General features: G+C 65.6%; 16 protein-coding genes. 5 read left to right on the top strand and 11 right to left on the bottom strand.

The genetic code is table 11. The features are described 5' to 3' along the window. Positions 1-148: 148 nt before the first annotated feature. The 3 genes from QJT78_RS28885 to QJT78_RS28875 form a co-directional block, all read right to left on the bottom strand. On the bottom strand, positions 149-748 hold the full coding sequence (locus tag QJT78_RS28885) for a hypothetical protein (RefSeq protein ID WP_028152149.1): 600 nt from the start codon (positions 746-748) through the stop codon (positions 149-151). 112 nt (positions 749-860) lie between these two features. Next, positions 861-1,847 (bottom strand): MDR family oxidoreductase, encoded by a 987-nt coding sequence (locus QJT78_RS28880; RefSeq protein WP_038944555.1) that lies wholly within the window; start codon positions 1,845-1,847, stop codon positions 861-863. A 40-nt stretch (positions 1,848-1,887) separates the two neighbouring features. Continuing rightward, complete coding sequence (locus QJT78_RS28875; RefSeq protein WP_028152147.1) at positions 1,888-3,141, bottom strand: MFS transporter; 1,254 nt, start codon at positions 3,139-3,141, stop codon at positions 1,888-1,890. A 340-nt stretch (positions 3,142-3,481) separates the two neighbouring features. On the opposite strand from QJT78_RS28875, the gene nadA reads away from it, so the two are divergent. The 3 genes from nadA to nadC are packed head-to-tail and all read left to right on the top strand — an operon-like array spanning position 3,482 to position 7,095. Next, positions 3,482-4,588, top strand: coding sequence for a quinolinate synthase NadA (gene nadA / locus QJT78_RS28870; RefSeq protein WP_028152146.1), 1,107 nt, complete (start codon positions 3,482-3,484; stop codon positions 4,586-4,588). Positions 4,589-4,597: 9 nt separating this feature from the next. After that, a complete protein-coding gene (locus QJT78_RS28865) occupies positions 4,598-6,205 on the top strand; it encodes an L-aspartate oxidase (RefSeq protein ID WP_028152145.1) in 1,608 nt (535 codons plus the stop codon). Positions 6,206-6,216: 11 nt separating this feature from the next. Continuing rightward, positions 6,217-7,095: a carboxylating nicotinate-nucleotide diphosphorylase gene (nadC, locus tag QJT78_RS28860; protein WP_028152144.1), complete on the top strand. Its 879-nt coding sequence runs from the start codon at positions 6,217-6,219 to the stop codon at positions 7,093-7,095. A 108-nt stretch (positions 7,096-7,203) separates the two neighbouring features. Here the strand turns inward: nadC and QJT78_RS28855 are convergent, their stop codons facing one another. The 3 genes from QJT78_RS28855 to QJT78_RS28845 all read right to left on the bottom strand — a co-directional run bounded on the left by QJT78_RS28855 (position 7,204) and on the right by QJT78_RS28845 (position 12,360). Continuing rightward, the gene (locus tag QJT78_RS28855) at positions 7,204-8,658 is read right to left on the bottom strand and encodes a cell wall hydrolase (protein ID WP_038944553.1); all 1,455 of its coding nucleotides are present in this window, start codon (positions 8,656-8,658) and stop codon (positions 7,204-7,206) included. A 498-nt stretch (positions 8,659-9,156) separates the two neighbouring features. After that, positions 9,157-12,108 (bottom strand): pyruvate, phosphate dikinase, encoded by a 2,952-nt coding sequence (gene ppdK, locus QJT78_RS28850; protein WP_038944552.1) that lies wholly within the window; start codon positions 12,106-12,108, stop codon positions 9,157-9,159. A 96-nt stretch (positions 12,109-12,204) separates the two neighbouring features. Continuing rightward, positions 12,205-12,360, bottom strand: a complete 156-nt coding sequence (locus tag QJT78_RS28845; protein WP_014497329.1) for a DUF3096 domain-containing protein — start codon at positions 12,358-12,360, stop codon at positions 12,205-12,207. A gap of 223 nt (positions 12,361-12,583) precedes the next feature. Between QJT78_RS28845 and QJT78_RS28840 the strand changes: the two genes are divergently transcribed. After that, positions 12,584-12,937, top strand: a complete 354-nt coding sequence (locus tag QJT78_RS28840) for a DUF1236 domain-containing protein (RefSeq protein WP_038944551.1) — start codon at positions 12,584-12,586, stop codon at positions 12,935-12,937. 311 nt (positions 12,938-13,248) lie between these two features. On the opposite strand, the gene glyS is transcribed toward QJT78_RS28840, so the two are convergent. The 5 genes from glyS to QJT78_RS28815 form a co-directional block, all read right to left on the bottom strand. After that, entirely contained in the window at positions 13,249-15,348 is a 2,100-nt protein-coding gene (glyS, locus tag QJT78_RS28835; RefSeq protein WP_038944550.1) for a glycine--tRNA ligase subunit beta, read from the bottom strand. Further along, on the bottom strand, positions 15,348-16,295 hold the full coding sequence (locus tag QJT78_RS28830) for a glycine--tRNA ligase subunit alpha (protein ID WP_028153882.1): 948 nt from the start codon (positions 16,293-16,295) through the stop codon (positions 15,348-15,350). The genes glyS and QJT78_RS28830 overlap by 1 nt, the downstream gene beginning before the upstream one ends. Before the next feature lie 519 nt (positions 16,296-16,814). After that, complete coding sequence (locus tag QJT78_RS28825) at positions 16,815-17,723, bottom strand: S49 family peptidase (protein WP_014497334.1); 909 nt, start codon at positions 17,721-17,723, stop codon at positions 16,815-16,817. A gap of 151 nt (positions 17,724-17,874) precedes the next feature. Continuing rightward, positions 17,875-18,705, bottom strand: coding sequence for a methyltransferase (locus QJT78_RS28820; RefSeq protein ID WP_028153884.1), 831 nt, complete (start codon positions 18,703-18,705; stop codon positions 17,875-17,877). Then, positions 18,698-18,925, bottom strand: a complete 228-nt coding sequence (locus QJT78_RS28815; protein WP_014497336.1) for a DUF2007 domain-containing protein — start codon at positions 18,923-18,925, stop codon at positions 18,698-18,700. Before QJT78_RS28815 ends, QJT78_RS28820 begins: the two co-directional genes overlap by 8 nt. Before the next feature lie 133 nt (positions 18,926-19,058). Here QJT78_RS28815 and QJT78_RS28810 point away from each other — a divergent pair, with 133 nt between their 5' ends. After that, the gene (locus QJT78_RS28810) at positions 19,059-20,066 is read left to right on the top strand and encodes a polyprenyl synthetase family protein (RefSeq protein ID WP_028153885.1); all 1,008 of its coding nucleotides are present in this window, start codon (positions 19,059-19,061) and stop codon (positions 20,064-20,066) included. The last annotated feature ends 358 nt before the right edge of the window (positions 20,067-20,424 follow it).

Raw genomic sequence — 20,424 nt, 5'->3', positions numbered from 1 at the left:
GAACCCTTGCCCCCCGGCCCTGCGCAAACTGGGACGCGAGTCGCTACCAAGGCATGAAAGCCGCCGTCCGTATGACTACGGCGCGGCGGCTTGGTGACCGATGAATATTTTCAACGACAAAATGCGCGGGCGGCCCCGCGCAGCCAGCTCACTGGGTCGAGCGGCGCAATTCCAGCGGAGCGTCGTTCCTGGCGGGCTCCGATCTGGCTTCGGACTTCACCGGCTCGAGCCGGCTGCTCTCGACACGCGGCGTCTCGACGCGCGCGGCGACTTCAGTGTTGGACGCAGCGACCGAACCGGTGCGCTCCGAAGAGCGCAGCGAACGCGGACGCGCCACGGCGCGGGCCATCAGCATCTGGTTGCCGCCCTGGTGGTGGAAGTCGCAATAGGCGAAGCCCATGCCCGACACCGAGCCGCGGAAGCTGCGATCGTCGGTCTTTTCCAGGTTGAAGCAGGGCTCGAACGGAATGCCCTTGATCGAGGCGCAGACGTTCTGCCCGCGGATCTGGAGCGTGTTGCCGGGCAGGCGGAGATGCTTCACCGGGCCTGCGCCCGAGAACTGCACCGCGCCGGCGGCGCCGAGATCGTCCAGGATGCGGCCTGCGCCGCGGGTACCGTCGAAGCAGGTGAAGGCGAACACCTTACCGGCAACGAAGCGGCGCGCCTCGTCGGCGTTCATGCTTCCTGCAATGGCCGGCGCAAACGTCGCTGCCGCCGTGACAGCCCCCAACACAATACGCGCAAGCATGCTCAACTCCGAACCAACCCCAGCGCGGGCGATGCCTTATCTCTTTACCCGCTGCTTACCATACTAACCAAGGCAACATTGAAGCAGCTTGGTTGGTAAAGTCTGAACGCCGTTAGACAATTTTTACCACGATGCGGCCGCGGACCTGACCGGCGAGGATTTTCGCGCCCCATTCCGAAACTTCCTCAAGCGGAATTTCATGAGTAATTTCAGATAGTTTTGTCCGATCCAGATCGGAGGCCAGACGCTGCCAGGCGGCTTTCCGCGGCTCGATCGGGCACATCACGGAATCGATGCCGAGAAGGCACACCCCGCGCAAAATGAAGGGTGCGACAGAAGACGGCAGGTCCATGCCGGCCGCCAGGCCGCACGCTGCGATCGCGCCGCCATACTTCGTCATCGACAGGAGATTCGCGAGCGTGGTCGAGCCGACGCTGTCGACGCCGCCCGCCCAGCGCTCCTTGGCGAGGGGCTTGGCCGCCGCCGACAATTCATTGCGGTCGATGATCTCGGCCGCACCGATCTCTTTCAAATAGTCGGCTTCCGAGGCGCGGCCGGTCGAGGCGATGACGTAATAGCCGAGCTTCGAGAGCACGGCGGTGGCGACCGAGCCGACGCCGCCGGCCGCGCCCGTCACCACTACAGGGCCGCTCTTCGGCGACAGGCCGTGCTTCTCCAGCGCCAGCACCGACAGCATCGCGGTGAAGCCGGCGGTGCCGATCGCCATGGCGTCGCGCGCCGACAGGCCCTGCGGCAAGGCGACCAGCCAGTCGCCCTTGACCCGCGCCTTCTCGGCATAGGCGCCGAGGTGGGTCTCGCCCATGCCCCAACCGGTGCAGACGACCTTGTCGCCCGCCTTCCATTGCGGATGGGCGGAGGTTTCAACCGTGCCGGCGAAATCGATGCCGGCGATCATCGGGAAGCGACGCACCACCGGCGCCTCGCCGGTGAGCGCGAGGCCGTCCTTGTAGTTCAGCGTCGACCATTCCACACGGACAGTGACATCACCGTCCATCAGTTCGGCGTCGTCGAACTGCGTGAGTGCGGCGGTGGTGCCCTTGTCCGCCTTGTCGATCCGGATCGCCTTGAATGTGGCCACGACTGAACTCCCTGACTTGTTTCAGGGGATGTTTAGCCGATCAGGCAGGCTGCGCAACCGCTCGCTGAACCGGTTTCTCGACGATCGGAAGATTGATCAGCGCGGACAGCACGCCGAACAGGATCGAGAGCCACCAGATCGGCGTATAGGAACCGAACTTTTCGAACACGATGCCGCCGAGCCAGACGCCGAGGAAGCCGCCGACCTGATGGCTGACGAAGGCAAAGCCATAGAGCGTGGCGAGCCAGCGCGTGCCGAACATCAGCGCCACCAGCGCCGAGGTCGGCGGCACCGTCGACAGCCAGGTCAGACCGGAGACCGCACCGAATGCGATCGCCGAGAACGGCGTGATCGGGAACGAGATGAAGGCGAGCGTCGCAAGCGCGCGCGTGAAATAGATCGCGGAGAGGATGTAGCGCTTCGGCAGCGAGTTCTGGAGATAGCCGACGCTCAGTGATCCCATGATGTTGAACAGGCCGATCGCCGCGATTACCCAGCCGCCGGTTTGCGTCGAGATGCCGCGATCGACCAGGAACGCCGGCAGATGCACGGTGATGAAGGCGAGCTGGAAGCCGCAGGTGAAGAAGCCGAGCACCAGCAACACATAGGAGCGATGGCCGAAGGCTTCGGCGAGCGCTTTCGTGAAGGTCTGCTCATCCGCAGGCGTCGTGTTGGCCGTGGTGGCGACCGGCGGCGTCGAGAGCGCCAGCGACAGCGGGATGATCAGCAGCATCAGGAAGCCGAACACGGTGAGCGCCTGCTGCCAGCCGAAATTATCGATCAGCGCCACACCAATGGGCGCGAACAGGAATTGGCCGAACGAGCCCGCCGCGGTGCCGGCACCGAGCGCAAGCCCGCGCTTCTCGGCCGGCAACAGCTTGCTGAACGCCGACAGCACCAGGTTGAACGAGCAACCGGCAAGACCAAAGCCGACCATCACGCCCGCGCCGAGATTCAGCGACAGCGGCGTCGAGGAATAGCGCATCAGCAGCAGGCCGCCGGCGTAAAGCAGCGCGCCGACGCACATCACCCGGAACAGGCCGAAGCGATCGGCGACGGCGCCGGCAAGGGGCTGGCCCAATCCCCACAGCAAATTCTGGAAAGCGATCGCGAGGCCGAACACGTCGCGACCCCAGGCGAATTCGTGGCTCATCGGCTGCACGAAGAAGCCCAGCGCCGAGCGCGGGCCGAAGCCGAGCATGCCGATGGCACAGCCGCAGAGAATGATGATCGCCGGGGTGCGCCAGGAGGAGGAACGCGAGACCGGACCGAGTTCGCCCGCTTGAGTGGACATGGGTTCCTCATCAGTCGCTGGCGGATCCGGAATAGGCAACCGCGAGTCACGCGTTTAATGCAGATGCATGAAGATCCCAAGTCAAAAATGATTGCGTTCCACGAAGGGCTGCCGCCGGAGTACTGCGTTTCATCGCGGCCCTCCCCGACGCACCGGGCGCGATTTGACGTGAATGTGTGCGGCGGGGGCTAGCGGTCTGCTCGGGCGCGTGTTATCTTTGATTTACTCATATTGAGTATATGTAAACTCTGGCGACCCCCCCCCACCGGCCTCTCGGCCGGATTTCTCAGGCCCTATATATACTCATATGGAGCATAATTAGCATTCACGGGAGGCTTCGATGCCCATCACTGGAATTTACGGCCCCGACGACTTCGCCAACCGGCCGCAGGGCCAAGTCCCCGCCCCTCCGCGCGCCATAGCGCCGCGAACCGGCCCCGCGCTGCCGAAGCCCTCACTGGAATGGACTGCAGACGTCGAGCGGGCCACTGCGCCGCTCTATGAGCGCGTGAAGCACGTGATCCCCCCGATCGAGTGGCCGCTGATGGCGCCGACGATCAAGGCGATCAACGAGCTCAAGCAGGCCCGCGGCGCCGTCATCCTCGCGCACAACTATCAGGCGCCGGAGATCTTTCATTGCGTCGCCGACATCGGCGGCGACTCGCTTCAGCTCGCGGTCGAAGCGACCAAGGTGAAGGCCGACATCATCGTGCAATGCGGCGTGCACTTCATGGCGGAGACGTCAAAGCTGCTCAACCCGGACAAGATGGTATTGATCCCGGACGCGCGCGCCGGCTGCTCGCTCGCGGACAGCATCACGGGCGCGGACGTTCGCCTGCTCCGCGAAAAATTTCCCGGCGTGCCTGTCGTCGCCTATGTCAACACGTCGGCGGACGTGAAGGCGGAGGTCGACATCTGCTGCACCTCGTCGAACGCGGTGCAAGTGGTCGAGAGCCTGAACGCGCCGACCGTGATCTTCCTGCCCGACCGTTATCTCGCGACGTATGTGGCCTCGAAGACCGACGTGAAGATCATCGCCTGGAAGGGCGCCTGCGAGGTGCACGAGCGCTTTACGGGCGAGGAGCTGCGCGCCTATCGCGAGGCCGACCCGTCCGTGCAGATCATCGCGCATCCCGAATGTCCGCCTGATGTGCTGGCGGAAGCCGATTTCACCGGCTCGACCGCGCACATGATCAACTGGGTGCGCGAGCGGCGGCCGCGGCGGCTCGTCATGATCACGGAATGCTCGATGGCCGACAATGTCCGCGCCGAGCTGCCTGATGTGGAGATGCTTCGCCCCTGCAATCTCTGCCCGCACATGAAGCGCATCACGCTCGCCAACATTCTGGACAGCCTGCTCACGCTTGGCGAGCAGGTCACGATCGATCCCGCACTCGCGGAACGCGCGCGGCGCTCGGTCGAGCGGATGATCAATCTGAAGAATTGAGAGTGAAGCATGCAAGACAACATCCACAATCTCACCCGCAGCACCGATGACGTCGTCATCGTCGGCGGCGGCCTCGCCGGACTCTTTTGTGCACTGAAGCTCGCGCCGCGGCCGGTAACGCTGATCTCGGCCGCCCCGCTCGGACAGGGCGCATCATCCGCCTGGGCGCAGGGCGGCATCGCTGCGGCCGTGGCCGAAGGCGATAGTCCGGAAGCACACGCTGCCGACACGATCGCCGTCGGCGGTGGCCTCGTCGACGAGGCGGTCGCACTCGGCATCGCGAGCGAGGCAGCACCGCGGATCCGCGATTTGCTCGCCTATGGCGTGCCGTTCGACCGCGACCTCGAAGGCAAGCTCGCTGTCGGCCGTGAGGCCGCGCATTCGGCGCGGCGCATCGTGCATGTGCGCGGCGACGGGGCCGGAGCCGCGATCATCGCGGCACTGAGCGAGGCCGTACGCCGCACGCCGTCGATCCGACTGATCGAAGGTCTCGTCGCGGAAGCGCTGTTGACCGAGGACGGCGCGGTCAGCGGTCTTCAATTGCGCGAGGCCGGCAATCCCGCTGCACGTCCGCTCCTGCTGGCCTCTCGCGCGGTGGTGCTGGCGACCGGTGGCCTCGGCCATCTCTATGCCGTCACCACCAACCCGCTGGAAGCCAGCGGCTCCGGCCTTGCGATCGCAGCACGCGCCGGCGCCGTGATCGCCGATCCTGAATTCGTGCAGTTCCACCCCACCGCCATCATGGCCGGGCGCGACCCGGCGCCGCTCGCGACCGAAGCGCTGCGCGGCGAAGGGGCGACGCTGATCAACGGGTATGGCGAACGTTTCATGACGACGCTCCATCCGCTGGCAGAGCTCGCGCCGCGCGACATCGTGGCGCGCGGCGTGTTCGCCGAGATCGCGGCCGGCCGCGGCGCCTTCCTCGATGCGCGGCAGGCACTGGGTGCGCGTTTTGCCGGAAAATTTCCGACCGTGCATGCAAGCTGCATCGCGGCCGGTATCGATCCCGCCACGCAGGCCATCCCGATCGCGCCGGCCGCGCATTACCACATGGGCGGCATCGCGGTGGACGAGCGCGGCCGCAGCTCGATCGACGGGCTCTGGGCCGCGGGCGAAGTGTCCTCCACCGGTGCGCACGGCGCCAACCGGCTCGCCTCGAATTCGCTGCTGGAGGCCGTGGTCTACGCCGCCCGCATCGCCGACGACATCGCCGGCCGCGCCGTCCCCTCGCCTGCCGGCCTTCCCGATGCGTTGGTGACGTCGCGTGCCGGCACGCCGGACGCTGCCGCCGCGAAGCGGTTGCGAACGATGATGAGCGCGCATGTCGGCGTGATCCGAAACAGTAGCGGGCTTGCCGAGGCCGTGCGCAGCTTCGCCGCAGTCGAACGCGGGCCCGCAAGCATCGCTCTCCGCAACATGGCGGCGTCAGCCCTGCTCGTCGCGGCTTCCGCCTGGAGCCGGCGCGAAAGCCGCGGCGCGCATTTCCGCTCCGACCATCCGGCGGATGTCCCCACGCTGGCAACGAGAACGATGACGACGCTCGCGGAGGCACGTGAGATCGCGGAGAGCCTGAGCGAGCGTCCGCTGCCACGCACCGCCCGACCGATGATCGCCTGATGGAGTCCCCCATGATCACCCCGACCTCACTGCTCTATCCCGACGCCTTCCTGTCGCCGCTTGCGATCGATGAGGCCGTGCATCGCGCGCTCGACGAGGATCTCGGCCGCGCCGGCGACATCACCTCGCTTGCAACGATCCCGGAAGCGACCAAGGCGCAGGCGATCCTGGTCGCGCGCCAGTCCGGCGTGATCGCCGGCTTGCCGCTGGCGCTAGCGACGCTGCAAAAGCTCTCACGCGATATCGAGGTGCGCGCACATGTCCGCGACGCGGCACGGGTTGCCCGCGGCCAGCACGTGCTGACGATCACGGGTCCGGCGCGCGCCATCCTCACCGCGGAGCGGACCGCGTTGAACTTCGTCGGCCGGCTGTCGGGCGTCGCGACGCTCACGGCCGACTACGTCGCGCGGACCGAAGGCACGACAATGCGCATCTGCTGCACGCGCAAGACCACGCCGGGATTGCGCGCGCTGGAGAAATACGCCGTGCGCTGCGGCGGCGGCTTCAACCACCGCTTCGGGCTCGACGATGCGATCCTGATCAAGGACAACCACATCGCGGTCGCCGGCGGCATCCGCCCGGTTCTGGAGCGCGCCCGCGCCCATGCCGGTCATCTCGTCAAGATCGAGATCGAGGTCGATACGCTCGCGCAACTCCGCGAGGTGCTCGGCACCGGGCTCGCCGATGCCGTGCTGCTCGACAACATGGACCTTGCGACGCTGCGCGAGGCGGTCAGGCTCAACGAGGGGCGCCTCCAGCTGGAGGCATCCGGCGGCGTCACGCTGGACTCGATCGCGGCCATCGCGGCGACCGGCGTCGACTACGCCTCATCCGGCGCGCTGACGCATTCGGCGCCAAACTTCGACTGCGCGCTCGATATCGAAGCGTGAGCCACACCGTCATGGCCGGGCTTGTCCCGGCCATCCACGCCTCGCCTCGCAACACAAAGAACGTGGATGCCCGGGACAAGCCCGGGCATGACGAACTTCTGTGAATGACTACCTTCGCTCGCTCACGCCCATCTCGGCGGAGCTCTTGGCTTCCTGCGCGAGCTCGGCGGAGAGCGCGGCGGTCTGGGCCGGGGTGCCCCAGCTCGGTTCTTCGCTGCCGTCGCCCCAGGCGCGCGGGCGATAGAAGGTGTGGACGCCGGTCTTGTACATCTTCTTCATCTCGGCGACCCAGGACGGACGCACCCAGTAGGCGTGGTAGTGCGTGGACTTGCCCACTTCGGGCAGCCAGATCTGGCCGTCGAGCATCGCCTTCGAGATCTTTTTCGCGCGCTCCCACATCTCGGGCTCGCGGATGACGTCGGCATTGTTGTCGCACGCGAAGGTGAACTGACACGCCAAATGGCGGTGCTTGTTCTGATAGACCGCGCCGCACACGGTGTCCGGATATTTGCCGGAGAAGACGCGGTTCATCACGACTTGTGCAACCGCCATCTGGCCGCGCACGGCCTCGCCGCGCGATTCGAAATAGACGGCTTCGGCGAGACACTTCTCGGCCTTTACGCGCGACTTGCCGTCGAGCGCGAGCCGCTCCGCCGGCGATCTGGCGCGCTGGTTGTCGGCATTGACCTCGCCCTTCGGCGCGACGCTCTCGCCGCTTTCGATATCCTTGGCGATCTCGGCCGACGGCGGCGACAGCGCGGCCGTCACCTTCATATCAGGATCGGGCATTACGATCAGCGGCTCGGCGCCGGGCTGCCAGCTCTCGATGCTCTCGAGATTGCCGCCGAGCGAGGAGCTGCCGAAAAACAGGTTCGAGGTCTTGACGCGGAAGGGATCGCGCGGCGCTGCGTCCGGAAGGGTCGCCGGCTTCAGCGCCTCGAGCGGCTGGACCGCGAACGCGCGCGCTGCGTCACTGGCCTGCGGCGGATTGGCATATTGCGGCAGTGGCGGCGCGCGCAGCGCTTCCTGAAGCTCGGGATCGAGCGCCGCCGCGGACTCCGGCGACATGATTTGCGGCAACGCGGCGGTCTTGGCGCCGAACACCGAGCTGTTCGATGTCGCGGGATCCTGCTGTGCCGGCGCGGCCGATGGTGCGGTCGTCTCGGGAGCCTGCGTGGGTGTGACGCTTGCGAGACGATCGCCCTTCATGGAGCGATCGACCTTGGGAAAATCGGCGGCCTGGTAGCGCGGCGGCGCCTGAAGCGCAGGATTGCGGCTGATCGCGCCGGTGACGTCGCGACCGTCGAGGCTCGCGAGGCGAACCATCGCGCTCTGCGGAAGCGACGTGCCGATCGGACGGGAAAAGCTGTAGGTGGCGAGCTGGATCGAGGACGCGGCGGAAAACACCTGCTTCTGCCAGCGCTCGGCGACGCCGGGCTGACGCGCCAGCAACGACGCGATATCCTGATAGCCGGTCTCTCTCGGCAACAATGCGAAGATGCAGAGACCGATTCCGAAGGACGCGAACCGCGCGCCCTTCGGATGGTTACGCAACACTGACATCGACACGCTCACGCTACACTTACGCCAGAAAAATCGAACCGCAGTACGTCCGTACAATTCGATCTTTATCGTCAATATCCAATTTAGGTTGCCGGGGCGTTAATCGGCGTTGCGCGTGCGGCACACTCAAGCGATTGCAGGTGTTTTCACGGGCGATGATGCACGTTGGTAAACGCCGCCTCTCGTAAAGCGGTAAACATTCGGTCAACGCGAATGGTGAAGGAACTCTTGCGCGTGCGTCTCATTACGGGACGCGGGCGGCTCCATCGTTTACGGGAACCACGTCCTGCAAACACCGCTGTCATGCCCCGGCTTGACCGGGGCATCCAGTACGCCGCGGCGGATGTGGTGAGAGCGAGACCTCCAACGCCGGCCTCTGGAATATTGGATCGCCCGGTCGAGCCGCGCGATGACAGCGAGTGCGTGGAAACAACGTCACGCAAAATGAAAGAGGCGGGGTTTGGCCCCGCCTCTTCGCATTCAACATTTCAAATCGGCTTACGCCTGGCTCGCGACCGCCTTGCCCAGCGCGGCCTGCGCCGCCGCGAGGCGGGCGATCGGCACGCGGTAGGGCGAGCAGGAGACGTAGTCGAGGCCGATGTTGTGGCAGAAGGCGACGGAGGCGGGATCGCCGCCGTGCTCGCCGCAGATGCCGACCTTGAGCTGCGGGCGCGTCTTGCGGCCGCGCGCGACGCCGATCTTGACGAGCTCGCCGACGCCCTCCTGGTCGAGCGCAACGAAGGGATCGACCGGGAGGATGCCCTTGGACACGTAGGTCCCGAGGAAGCTCGCGGCGTCGTCGCGGCTGATGCCGTAGGTCGTCTGCGTGAGGTCGTTGGTGCCGAACGAGAAGAACTCGGCGCTCTCGGCGATCTCGGCCGCGAGCAGGCAGGCGCGCGGCAGCTCGATCATGGTGCCGACCTGATAGGTCAGCTTGGTGTTGGTGTCACGCATCACGGCTTTCGCGGTGGCATCGATGCGCGCCTTGACGAGGTCGAGCTCCGCCTTGGTGGCAATCAGCGGCACCATCACCTCGAGTCCGACGGCCTTGCCGGTGCGCTTCTCGGCCTCGACTGCGGCTTCGAAGATCGCACGCGCCTGCATCTCGGCAATCTCCGGATAGGCGATCGCGATGCGGCAGCCGCGGAAGCCGAGCATCGGATTGAACTCCGAGAGCTCGCGCGCGCGGTCAGCCAGGCGCCGCGGGTCGGTGTTCATGGCGCGTGCCACTTCCTCGACCTCGGCATGGGTGTGCGGCAGGAATTCGTGCAGCGGCGGGTCGAGCAAGCGGATCGTGACGGGCAGGCCCTTCATGATCTCGAACAGCTCGACGAAGTCGGCGCGCTGCATCGGCAGCAGCTTGGCGAGCGCGGCGCGGCGCGACTGCTCGTCCTCGGAGAGAATCATCTCGCGCACCGTGCGGATGCGGGTCTCCTCGAAGAACATGTGCTCGGTGCGGCACAGGCCGATGCCTTCCGCGCCGAACTTGATCGCGGTGCGCGCATCCTCCGGCGTGTCACCGTTGACGCGCACGCCGATCTTGCGGACCTGGTCGGCCCATTTCATCAGCGTGCCGAACTCGCCGGACAGCTCCGGCTCGATCATCGGCATGCGGCCGGCGAGCACCTGGCCGAGCGAGCCGTCGATGGTGATGACGTCGCCGGTCTTGAAGGTACGCGAGCCGATGCTCATGGTGCCGCGGCCGTAATCGACGCGGATGGTGCCGCAGCCGGAGACGCAGGGCTTGCCCATGCCGCGCGCGACCACCGCCGCGTGCGAGGTCATGCCGCCGCGGGTGGTCAGGATGCCTTCGGCGGCGTGCATGCCGTGGATGTCTTCCGGGCTGGTCTCGATGCGGACCAGGATCACCTTGCGTCCGTCGGCCTGGAGCTTGGCCGCCTCGTCCGAGGAGAACACGATCTCGCCGGAGGCTGCACCGGGCGAGGCCGGCAGGCCGGTCGCGATGACGTCGCGCTTGGCGTCGGGATCGATGGTCGGATGCAGCAGCTGGTCAAGCGAGGCGGGATCGATCCGCGTCACCGCTTCCTTCTTCGAGATGAGCCCTTCATTGGCGAGCTCGACCGCGATGCGCAGCGCCGCCTTGGCGGTGCGCTTGCCGCCGCGGGTCTGGAGCATCCACAGCTTGCCCTGCTCGACCGTGAACTCCATGTCCTGCATGTCGCGGTAGTGCTTCTCGAGCAGCGTGTAGATCCGCGTCAGCTCCTTGAAGGCTTCCGGCATCGCCGCTTCCATAGACGCCTTGTCGGAACCGGATTCCTTGCGCGCTTCCTCGGTGATGTCCTGCGGCGTGCGGATGCCCGCCACCACGTCTTCGCCCTGCGCGTTGATCAGGAACTCGCCGTAGAGCTTGCTCTCGCCGGTCGAGGGGTTGCGGGTGAAGGCGACGCCGGTCGCCGACGTCTCGCCCATGTTGCCGAACACCATGGCCTGCACGTTGACCGCGGTGCCCCAGGATTCCGGAATGTCGTGCAGCTTGCGATAGGTCACCGCGCGCGCGTTCATCCAGGATGAGAACACCGCGCCGATCGCGCCCCAGAGCTGGTCGTGCGGATCCTGCGGGAAATCCTTGCCGGTCTCGCGCGCGACCGCATCCTTGTACTTGCCGACCAGTCCGACCCAGTCCTCGGCGCTGAGGTCCGTATCGAGCGTATAGCCCTGGCTGTCCTTGAAGGTGTCGAGGATTTCCTCGAAGTGATGATGCTCGAAGCCGAGCACCACGTCCGCATACATGGTGATGAAGCGGCGATAGCTGTCATAGGCGAAGCGACGGTCGCCCGACAGTTCCGAGAGCGCTTCCACGGTCTCGTCGTTGAGGCCGAGATTGAGCACGGTGTCCATCATGCCCGGCATCGAGGCACGCGCGCCGGAGCGCACGGAGACGAGCAGCGGGTTCTTGACGTCGCCGAACACCTTGCCGGTCAACTTGCCGACATGGTCGAGCGCCTTCTCAACCTGCGCCTGCAATTCCTTCGGATAGGACTTGTCGTGTGCGTAGAAGTAGGTGCAGACCGAGGTCGGGAGGGTGAAGCCGGGAGGCACGGGAAGGCCGAGATTGGCCATCTCGGCGAGGTTGGCGCCCTTGCCGCCAAGCAGGTCGCGCATCTCCGTCCGGCCCTCGGCCTTGCCGTCGCCGAACGTGAACACCCATTTGCCGGCCTTGGCCGCGGCTGGCGCCGCCTTGGCGGGCGCGGCCTTTTTGGGGGCAGGCTTCACGGCAACCTTCGGCGCAGCCGACTTGGTCGCAGCCTTCGCCGCGGGCTTCGCAGCCGGCTTTGCAGCCGACTTTACAGCCGCCTTGGCGACCGGCTTCGGGGCGCTCTTGGCGAGCGCCTTGCGAGCCGCCGGCGCGGCTTTCGCCGCGGCGGAGGACTTTGATTTCGCTGGCGTTTTCGCTGGAGTTTTATTGGGCTTCGAGGCGGCTTTGGCCATAGCTTGCACACAACCTGCGAGAGGAAAGGGAAATCGCGCGCCTTACACCACTTTGGGCAGGCCCGCGCAAGTCGAAGAGTTCCGGAAAATGAAGGCCTAGAGATGGAGCCACTTCAACAATCCGAGCCCGATCGCACCATTTATGATGAGAAAGATCGCGACGATCAGGTTGAGAAGGCGCGGCATGATCAGGATGAGCACGCCCGCAAGCAGCGACAGAAGCGGCGAGATGTGGGCGACGGTGATGTGCATGAATTGTCTTTCCGTGACGTGAGGCGAATCGCGGCTGGATCATACCGGACCGGGTTCCGCGGGTAGAGACGCACAAGGCGCGAACAGGTTCCCGGCTTCGCGAAAACTGCCCGAAATTGCCGCTGATGCGGCAGGGCTTTTCCCGGAACATTGCGAAGGGGACATGCATTGGCAACCGGTCGCGCCAGTGGCGCCGGCTGAAATCAGTTCGAAGGAGTTGCCCATGCGGAACAGGATTCTCGCCCTCGCTGCGCTTGGCGCCGCGCTCGGCTCGCCGATCGCAGCGTCTGCGCAATCCGGTCTCACCGTTGGCCGCGCGCCTGTTGTCGTCGACAGCGGCCCGACGATTGCGGTCGAACAGAGGCCGGCATTCCGCGAATATGTCGTCGAGCAACGTGTGCCGGCCTTCCGTGTCCCGGATCGCGTGGTGGTCGGAGCCACCTTACCTGAAAGCGGCGTCACTTATTATGACGTGCCGCAACGTTTCGGCGCCACCACCTATCGCTACACCGTCGTGAACGGCGCAACCGTGCTGGTCGAGCCGCGCTCGCGGCGCGTCGTCGAGGTGATGGATTAGGTTCTCGTCTGAACGCGTTTTCTTCACGCGAACCGGTATCCACTTCGCTTGAAAACGCTTCCGATCAACTCGATGTCCGGCGCGTCACTTCAATCAGGCTGGCGCGCATCGCGTAGTACGGACATCAGGCCTCGCCCGGTTCTCCCCCCGCCGGGCGGGGCTTTTTTTGGGCGCCCGTGTCCCGGACGCGACGCAGCGCGCAGCGATGCGGCGCAGAGCCGGGACCCAGAATCTTTGTGAGGCTAACATGGGCCCCGGCTCTGCAGCGCTCCGCTGAAGAAGCGCTGCGCTGCGTCCGGGGCACGAGAGGCTCAATCCTGGATCTTCGAGAAATCCGCGACCGCACGCGTGGCGCTGCGGATCTCGTTGAGCAGCTTCAGCCTGTTCTCACGCACCTTCGGATCGTCGTCGTTGACGCGAACCTTGTCGAAGAACGCATCGACCGGCGGACGCAGCTTTGCCATCGCGCTCATCGCGGCGGCAAAGTCTTCCCTGGCGACAGCAGCGCTTGCTTCCGCCTGCACCTCGCCGATCGCCTTCGCCAGCGCCTTCTCCTCAGCGAGGCCATAGAGCGCAGCATCGGGCGCACCGTCGAACGCGCGCTTGTCCTTCTTCTCCTCGATGCCGAGGATGTTGCCGGCGCGTTTGATGCCGGCGAGCAGGTTCTTGCCGTCATCGCTCTCGAGGAACTTGCCGAGCGCCTCGACACGGCGGACGATCATCAGGAGATCGTCCTGGCCACCGAGCGCGAACACGGCGTCGACGAGATCGTGACGCGCGCCCTGCTCGCGCAACTGGACCTTCAGGCGGTCGGCGAAGAAGGCGAGGAGATCGCTTGGAAGCTTCTCCGCATCGGCCGACTTCACCGACAAGCCGGCGAGTGCAGATGCCGCCACCTTCATGAGCGACAGACGCAGGTTGTTGTCAGCGATCAGCCTGATCACACCGAGCGCCGCACGCCGCAGCGCATACGGGTCCTTGCTGCCCGTCGGCTTCTCGTCGATCGCCCAGAAGCCGACGAGCGTATCGATCTTGTCCGCAAGCGCGACCGCAACGCTGATCGGATCGGTCGGCACGCGATCAGTCGGGCCTTGCGGCTTGTAGTGCTCCTCGCACGCGGCGGCGACAGAGGCATCCTCGCCCTGCGCAAGCGCGTAGTACTTGCCCATCAGGCCCTGCACCTCGGGAAACTCGCCGACGACCTCGGTCAGCAAATCCGCCTTGGCCAGATGCGCGGCGCGCGTCGCCTTGGCGACGTCGGCGCCGACCAGCGGCGCGATTTCGGCGGCGAGCCGCTCGATGCGTTTGATGCGCGCAGCCTGCGTGCCCAGCTTCTCGTGGAACACGATCTGCTCGAACTTCGGCAGCCGGTGTTCCAGCTTCGTCTTGAGATCGGTCTCATAAAAGAACTTCGCATCCGACAGGCGCGGACGGATCACGCGCTCGTTGCCTGATACGATAGTCTTGCCGCCGTCGGCCGCCTCGATATTGGCGGTGAGGACGAACTTGTTGGTCAGCTTGCCCGTCTTGGAATCCCTGACGACGAAGCACTTCTGGTTGTTGCGGATGGTGGCGCGAATCACCTCTTCCGGGATCGCGAGATATTCCGGCTCGAACGAGCCCATCATGACGACGGGCCATTCGACGAGGCCTGAAACCTCGTCGAGCAGCACCTGATCCTCGACCAGCTCGAACCCTTGCGCGAACGTCAGCTCCTTGGCGTCAGCGAAGATGATGTCCTTGCGCGCCTGCGGATCGAGGATGACTTTGGCGGCCTTCAGCTTCGCTTCGTAGTCCTCGAAACGGCGTACGTTGATCGCCGCCGGCGCCATGAAGCGGTGGCCGTAGGTGGTCTGGCCTGTCTCGATGCCGTCGACCGAGAATTTGACGACATCGGGCTCTTCCGTTTCGGGCCCGAAGGTCGCGGTAATCGCGTGCAGCGGACGCACCCAGCTCAGCGAGCCGGGCTTGCCGGAGCGCGCGCCCCAGCGCATCGATTTCGGCCAGGGGAAGGTGCGGATGATGACCGGCAAAATCTCGGCGAGCACATCGATCGCGTTGCGGCCGGGCTTTTCGATCAGCGCAATGTAGAAGTCGCCCTTCGGGTCGCGCTGGATCTTGGCTTCGTCGAGCGAATTCAAACCCGTCGCTTTCAGAAAACCCTGCACGGCCGCATCGGGCGCGCCCATTTTCGGACCGCGGCGTTCGGTCTTCAGGTCGGGCTGGCGCGCGGGGATGCCATGCACGGTCAGTGCAAGGCGGCGCGGCGTCGCGAACGCTTTCGCACCCTCGTAGACGAGGCCCTCGGCGACGAGCTTGTCGGTGACCATGCGGCGCAGATCGTCGGCCGCCTTGGCCTGCATGCGCGCGGGGATTTCTTCCGAGAACAGTTCAAGCAAAAGATCGGGCATCAGGCCGCTCCGCCCGCTTCAGTATGGATCCAGGCCTCGCCGCAGGCCTTTGCCAGCTCGCGCACGCGAAGAATGTAGCTCTGCCGCTCGGTCACCGAGATCACGCCGCGCGCGTCGAGCAGGTTGAAGACATGGCTCGCCTTGATGCACTGGTCGTAGGCCGGCAGCGCCATCAGGTGCGCCTCGCGCTTGCCGGACTCTGAGTTTTTTTGCCAGCCGGCGTCGAGGTACTTCCGGCACGCGGCTTCCGCCATCTTGAACTGCTCGAACAGCATCGCGGTGTCAGCGACTTCAAAGTTGTGCTTCGAATATTCGCGCTCGGCCTGCAGGAACACGTCGCCATAGGTCACCTTGGCGTCGCCCTCGCGGCCGTTGAAGTTGAGGTCGTAGACGCGGTCGACGCCCTGCACATACATCGCGAGGCGCTCGAGCCCGTAGGTGAGCTCGCCGGCAACAGGCGCGCATTCAAAACCCGCGACCTGCTGGAAATAGGTGAACTGGCTGACTTCCATGCCGTCGCACCAGCATTCCCACCCCAGGCCCCAGGCGCCCAGCGTCGGGCTCTCCCAATCGTCCTCGACGAAGCGGATGTCGTGCACAGCGGAATCGATGCCGATCGCGGCGAGCGACTTCAGGTACAGCTCCTGAAGGTTCGGCGGCGACGGCTTCATGATCACCTGGAACTGGTAGTAGTGCTGCATCCGATTGGGATTCTCGCCGTAGCGGCCATCCTTGGGCCGGCGCGAGGGCTGCACATAGGCGGCGTTCCAGGGCTTCGGCCCAAGCGCGCGCAGCGTGGTTGCCGGATGGAAGGTGCCCGCGCCCATCTCCATGTCGTAGGGCTGCAGGATCACGCAGCCCTGCTCGGCCCAGAACCGCTGGAGCGCGAGGATAAAGCCCTGGAACGAGCGTTCCGGGCGCATATGGGCGGGCAATGAGGCGTCCATCGTCAGATCAGGCTCTCGCGGGGGGTTTTGAATCGCGCGGGACCGTATCGACGGCGGGGATGGGAATCAAGGCAAAGGGGGCGGTTTCGGGCCGATCGCCTTCGTCCGGAGACGGTGCGGTAGGGTGGGCAAAGCGAAGCGTGCCCACCATCGTCACCACAATTGCAAAGGGAATGGTGGGCACGGCGCAAGAGCGCCTTTGCCCACCCTACGGCAGCGCAGCTAACCCGGGCGATACGCTCCGGTCACGGGGTCACGTTTCAGCTTCTGAACATCCCCGGCATGGGCGGCTTCAGCGACGCGCGACAGGCGCATCTCCTCCAGCTCGTGGTTGATCCGGACAGCGGTCTTGTAGGCCCAGCGGACCACAGCAAGACCGCCCAGGACGCCCGCGAAAGCAACAAACGGCGGCTTCGGTCGATCCTTGTCTAGTGCTCAGCCCCCCACAGACATTCTTGCGCAGACCGGGCCGCGCCGCAATTGGCTCGGCCCGGACCAAATGGCGCGGGAGCGTGTCGCCTAGAACCCGAATTTCGCCCAAATCGCCCGCGTCTCGACCGCCGAGATCAGCTCGTCCGGCAGGCCGGCCATTGTTTCCATGGCCGAAAGCTGGCCCGCACCGGGTGATTTCCGCCCCAGAAGGCCCGAGAGCAGACCGGTCGGCTGGGCAATCACGGGGGTGAGAACCTTCTCGCCGTAGCGGGCACGAAGAGTTGAGCGGAGATCGCCGATGCCGTCAGCAAGCCCCAGCGCGATCGAACTCTCGCCGGCCCAGTATTCGCCGGTGAACAGGGTGTCGTCGGCGCCCTTCAGCCGCGCGCCGCGGCTCTCCTTCACCAGCGCGATGAAGATCTGGTGGATCTCGCGCTGGAGCGCCTTCAGCCGCGCCACGTCGTCGGGGTTTTCCGGGAGGAACGGGTCGAGCATCGCCTTGTGCGCGCCGGCCGTGTAGAGCCGCCGCTCGATGCCGAGCCGCTTGATCGCCTCCTGGAAACCAAAACTGCCGCCGACGACGCCGATCGAGCCGAGGATGGAGGACGGATCGCAGATGATCTCGTCGCCGGCGCAGGCGATCATGTAGCCGCCGGACGCCGCGACGTCCTCGACGAACACCAGCACGGGCAGCTTCTTCTCCGCCGCGAGCTGCTTGATGCGCAGATAGATCTGGCGCGACTGCACCGGCGAGCCGCCGGGCGAATTGATCACCAGCGCCACCGCCTTGGCGTTACGGTACGAAAACGCCCGCTCCAGCACCCGCGCGACGCCCGCAAGCGTCATGCCCGGGCGCAGCGGCGTCACCGCACCGATCACACCGGACAGCCGCACCACCGGCACCACCGCCGTGCCGGGACGGAAGCGCGCCGGCAGATATTGCATGAGCTTGTCGGCCAGGCCGGAACCCTCACGATCGTTCAATTGTTCGGCCATGCCGTTACCTCTGCTTAACCATTTCTTATCACGCGACTGTCATTGGAAGTGCCCGGAACGTGTTTTGCAGATTCCTCGTTGGGAAGCTGCAATGAGGCAGCGGAGAACACCATGAAAATCTATCTGCTGTTGCTGCTGGTCGGTGCGCTGTTCATGGCGATCCGTCTGACGACCCCGCAAGAGCAGCAGTCGGAATCGCTTCCGCAGTAAGCCGTCGCGGCTCCGCCAGCGGCAAGAGCGCCCTCCCCTCCAGAATCTCGGTCACCTGATTTTCGGGCACGCCTGACTCGTCGTTGAGCATGAGGCCCGGCAGCAGTCGCGTCGGAGCCCGGCCGCCCTTGACTGCGCGCACCAGCACGCGGATCGCGGGCCGTCCCGCCTCGCCATGAACCGGCAGGATCGACAGGCTGCCGAAGCCGCGTGACAGCGCAGTCAAGACCTCCGCGATCCCATCTGCGCGCCAGATCAGGGTCAGCGCGCCGTCCGATCGGAGGATGCGCCTCGCCGCATGCACCCATGCATTCAGCGTCTCCTCGCTCGCAACATGCGCGGTCCGGCGCGCCTGATCGGGCGAACCGCGATGGCGTGCGGGATCGTTGAAGGGCGGGTTCATCAGCACCACGTCGACGCTGTCGGGCACGAGGCCATTTGCCGCAAACGCCTGCGCGTCCGCCGTAACGTCGAGCACGATCGTCTCGGCGGCGATCGCATTCGCCGCCGCATTGGCGCGCGCAAGCTCCGCCAGTTCCGGATCGATCTCGACCAGGCTCAGCCCGATACCGGCGACGCGCCGGCCGAGCGCCAGCCCGGCGGTGCCGATGCCGGCGCCGAGATCGACGACGCGGTCGCCTGCCCGCGCTTCCGTCGCCGCGGCGAGCAGGATGGCGTCATGCCCGGCGCGGTGGCCGGACCGCTTCTGCTTCAAGCGCAATTGCCCGCCGAGAAAGGCGTCCTCGGTGAAGTCTGTGACGACGTCAATCATCGCCGCGCAGTTCATGGCTGAGGCCGGCCTCGGTGAGGAGCTCCCTGGCCTCCTGGGCGTCATCCTCATGGACCAGGATCCGCCGCGGCAGGATGCCCAGCGAGCCCTCGATAATGCTCATGTTCTGGTCCAGCACCAGATGATGGATGTTGGCGCCGTCGAGCAGCGCGCCGATCGCCGACACCAGCACCATGTCGTTGGTCCGAACCAGTTCACGCAAAACGCAGGTCTCCTGCCTGAAAGGGGCTAAAGCGGCAAATGTCAATGGTTCCGCGGCACTTGCCGCATCCGCTGCCAGTTTCTATTGTCTTTCCATCAGAATAGCCCTTCCGGGGCAAATATTGGAGACCGGCGTGGCCGTCATCGTACCTTTCGAAACTCCCGGCGCGTCGATCGAAGAGCTGGTTGCCCTTGTCGCCGGTGACATGGAGCGCGTCAACGCCACGATCCTGTCGCGGACCGGGTCGGACGTCACCATGATCCCGGAGGTCGCCAACCATCTGATCTCCTCTGGGGGCAAGCGCCTGCGGCCCATGCTGACGCTCGCCATGGCCAACCTCGCCGGCTACACCGGCGACGGTCACATCAAGCTCGCTGCCTCCGTCGAGTTCATGCATACCGCGACCCTGCTCCACGACGACGTGGTCGACGAGAGCGAGATGCGCCGCGGCAAGCTCTCGGCCCGCATGCTCTGGGGCAACGAGGCGAGCGTGCTGGTCGGCGACTTCCTGCTCGGCCAGGCGTTCCGCATGATGGTCGAGGTCGGCTCGCTCCGCGCGCTCGACATCCTCTCCGCGGCCGCCGCCACCATCGCCGAGGGCGAGGTGATGCAGCTTGCGGCTGCCAAGAACACCGCGACCACCGAGGACGAATATCTCGCCGTGATCCGCGGCAAGACCGCCGAGCTGTTTGCCGCCGCCTGCGAGGTCGGCCCCGTCATCGCCAACCGCCCGAAGGCGGAGCAGACCGCGTGCCGCTCGGTCGGCATGAATCTCGGCATCGCCTTCCAGCTCGTCGACGACGTGCTCGACTATGGCGGCAAGAGCGCCAAGCTTGGCAAGAACACCGGCGACGATTTCCGTGAGGGCAAGATCACGCTGCCGGTCGTGCTCGCCTTCCGCCGCGGCAACGACACCGAGCGCGCCTTCTGGATCCGGGCACTCGAGCGCGGCGAGATCGGCGACACCGACCTCGACCACGCCCTCGGCCTGATGAACAAGCATCGCGCGCTGGAAGATACGCTCAGCCGCGCCCAGCACTACGGCGCCATGGCCGTCGACGCGCTGGCGCTGTTCCCGTCCTCGCCGATGAAGAGCGCGCTGGAGCAGGTGGTCGCGTTCTGTCTGGCACGGTCGCACTGAGCGAGACGGCTTAGCGCTCCGCTTCCGCACCACTATTAGCCCCATCATCCTGAGGCGCTCGCGTAGCGAGCCTCGAAGGATGAACGGCCCGGATGCAGCCGGGCCGCCGCCCTTCGAGGCCTCCGCTACGCTCCGGCGCCTCAGGGTGACGGTGATGGATATGCGCACGATGCATCAACATCGTCATTGCGAGCGCAGCGAAGCAATCCAGTCCGTCACCGCGGCAAGACTCTGAATTGCTTCGCCACGCTCGCAATTGTGCATGTTCCCTAATTCGCTGATTGGATCGCTCCACCGGAGGCCGATCCGATGCGCGATAATAGCTACGACCGGACGATTGAGCGCAACTATCTACAGA

Origin of the sequence: Bradyrhizobium sp. Mp27 (assembly GCF_029953005.1) — a bacterium.
Lineage (GTDB): Bacteria > Pseudomonadota > Alphaproteobacteria > Rhizobiales > Xanthobacteraceae > Bradyrhizobium > Bradyrhizobium barranii.
The sequence above is the reverse complement of the archived record's forward strand: the minus strand, read 5'-3'. Positions and strand labels throughout refer to the sequence as shown.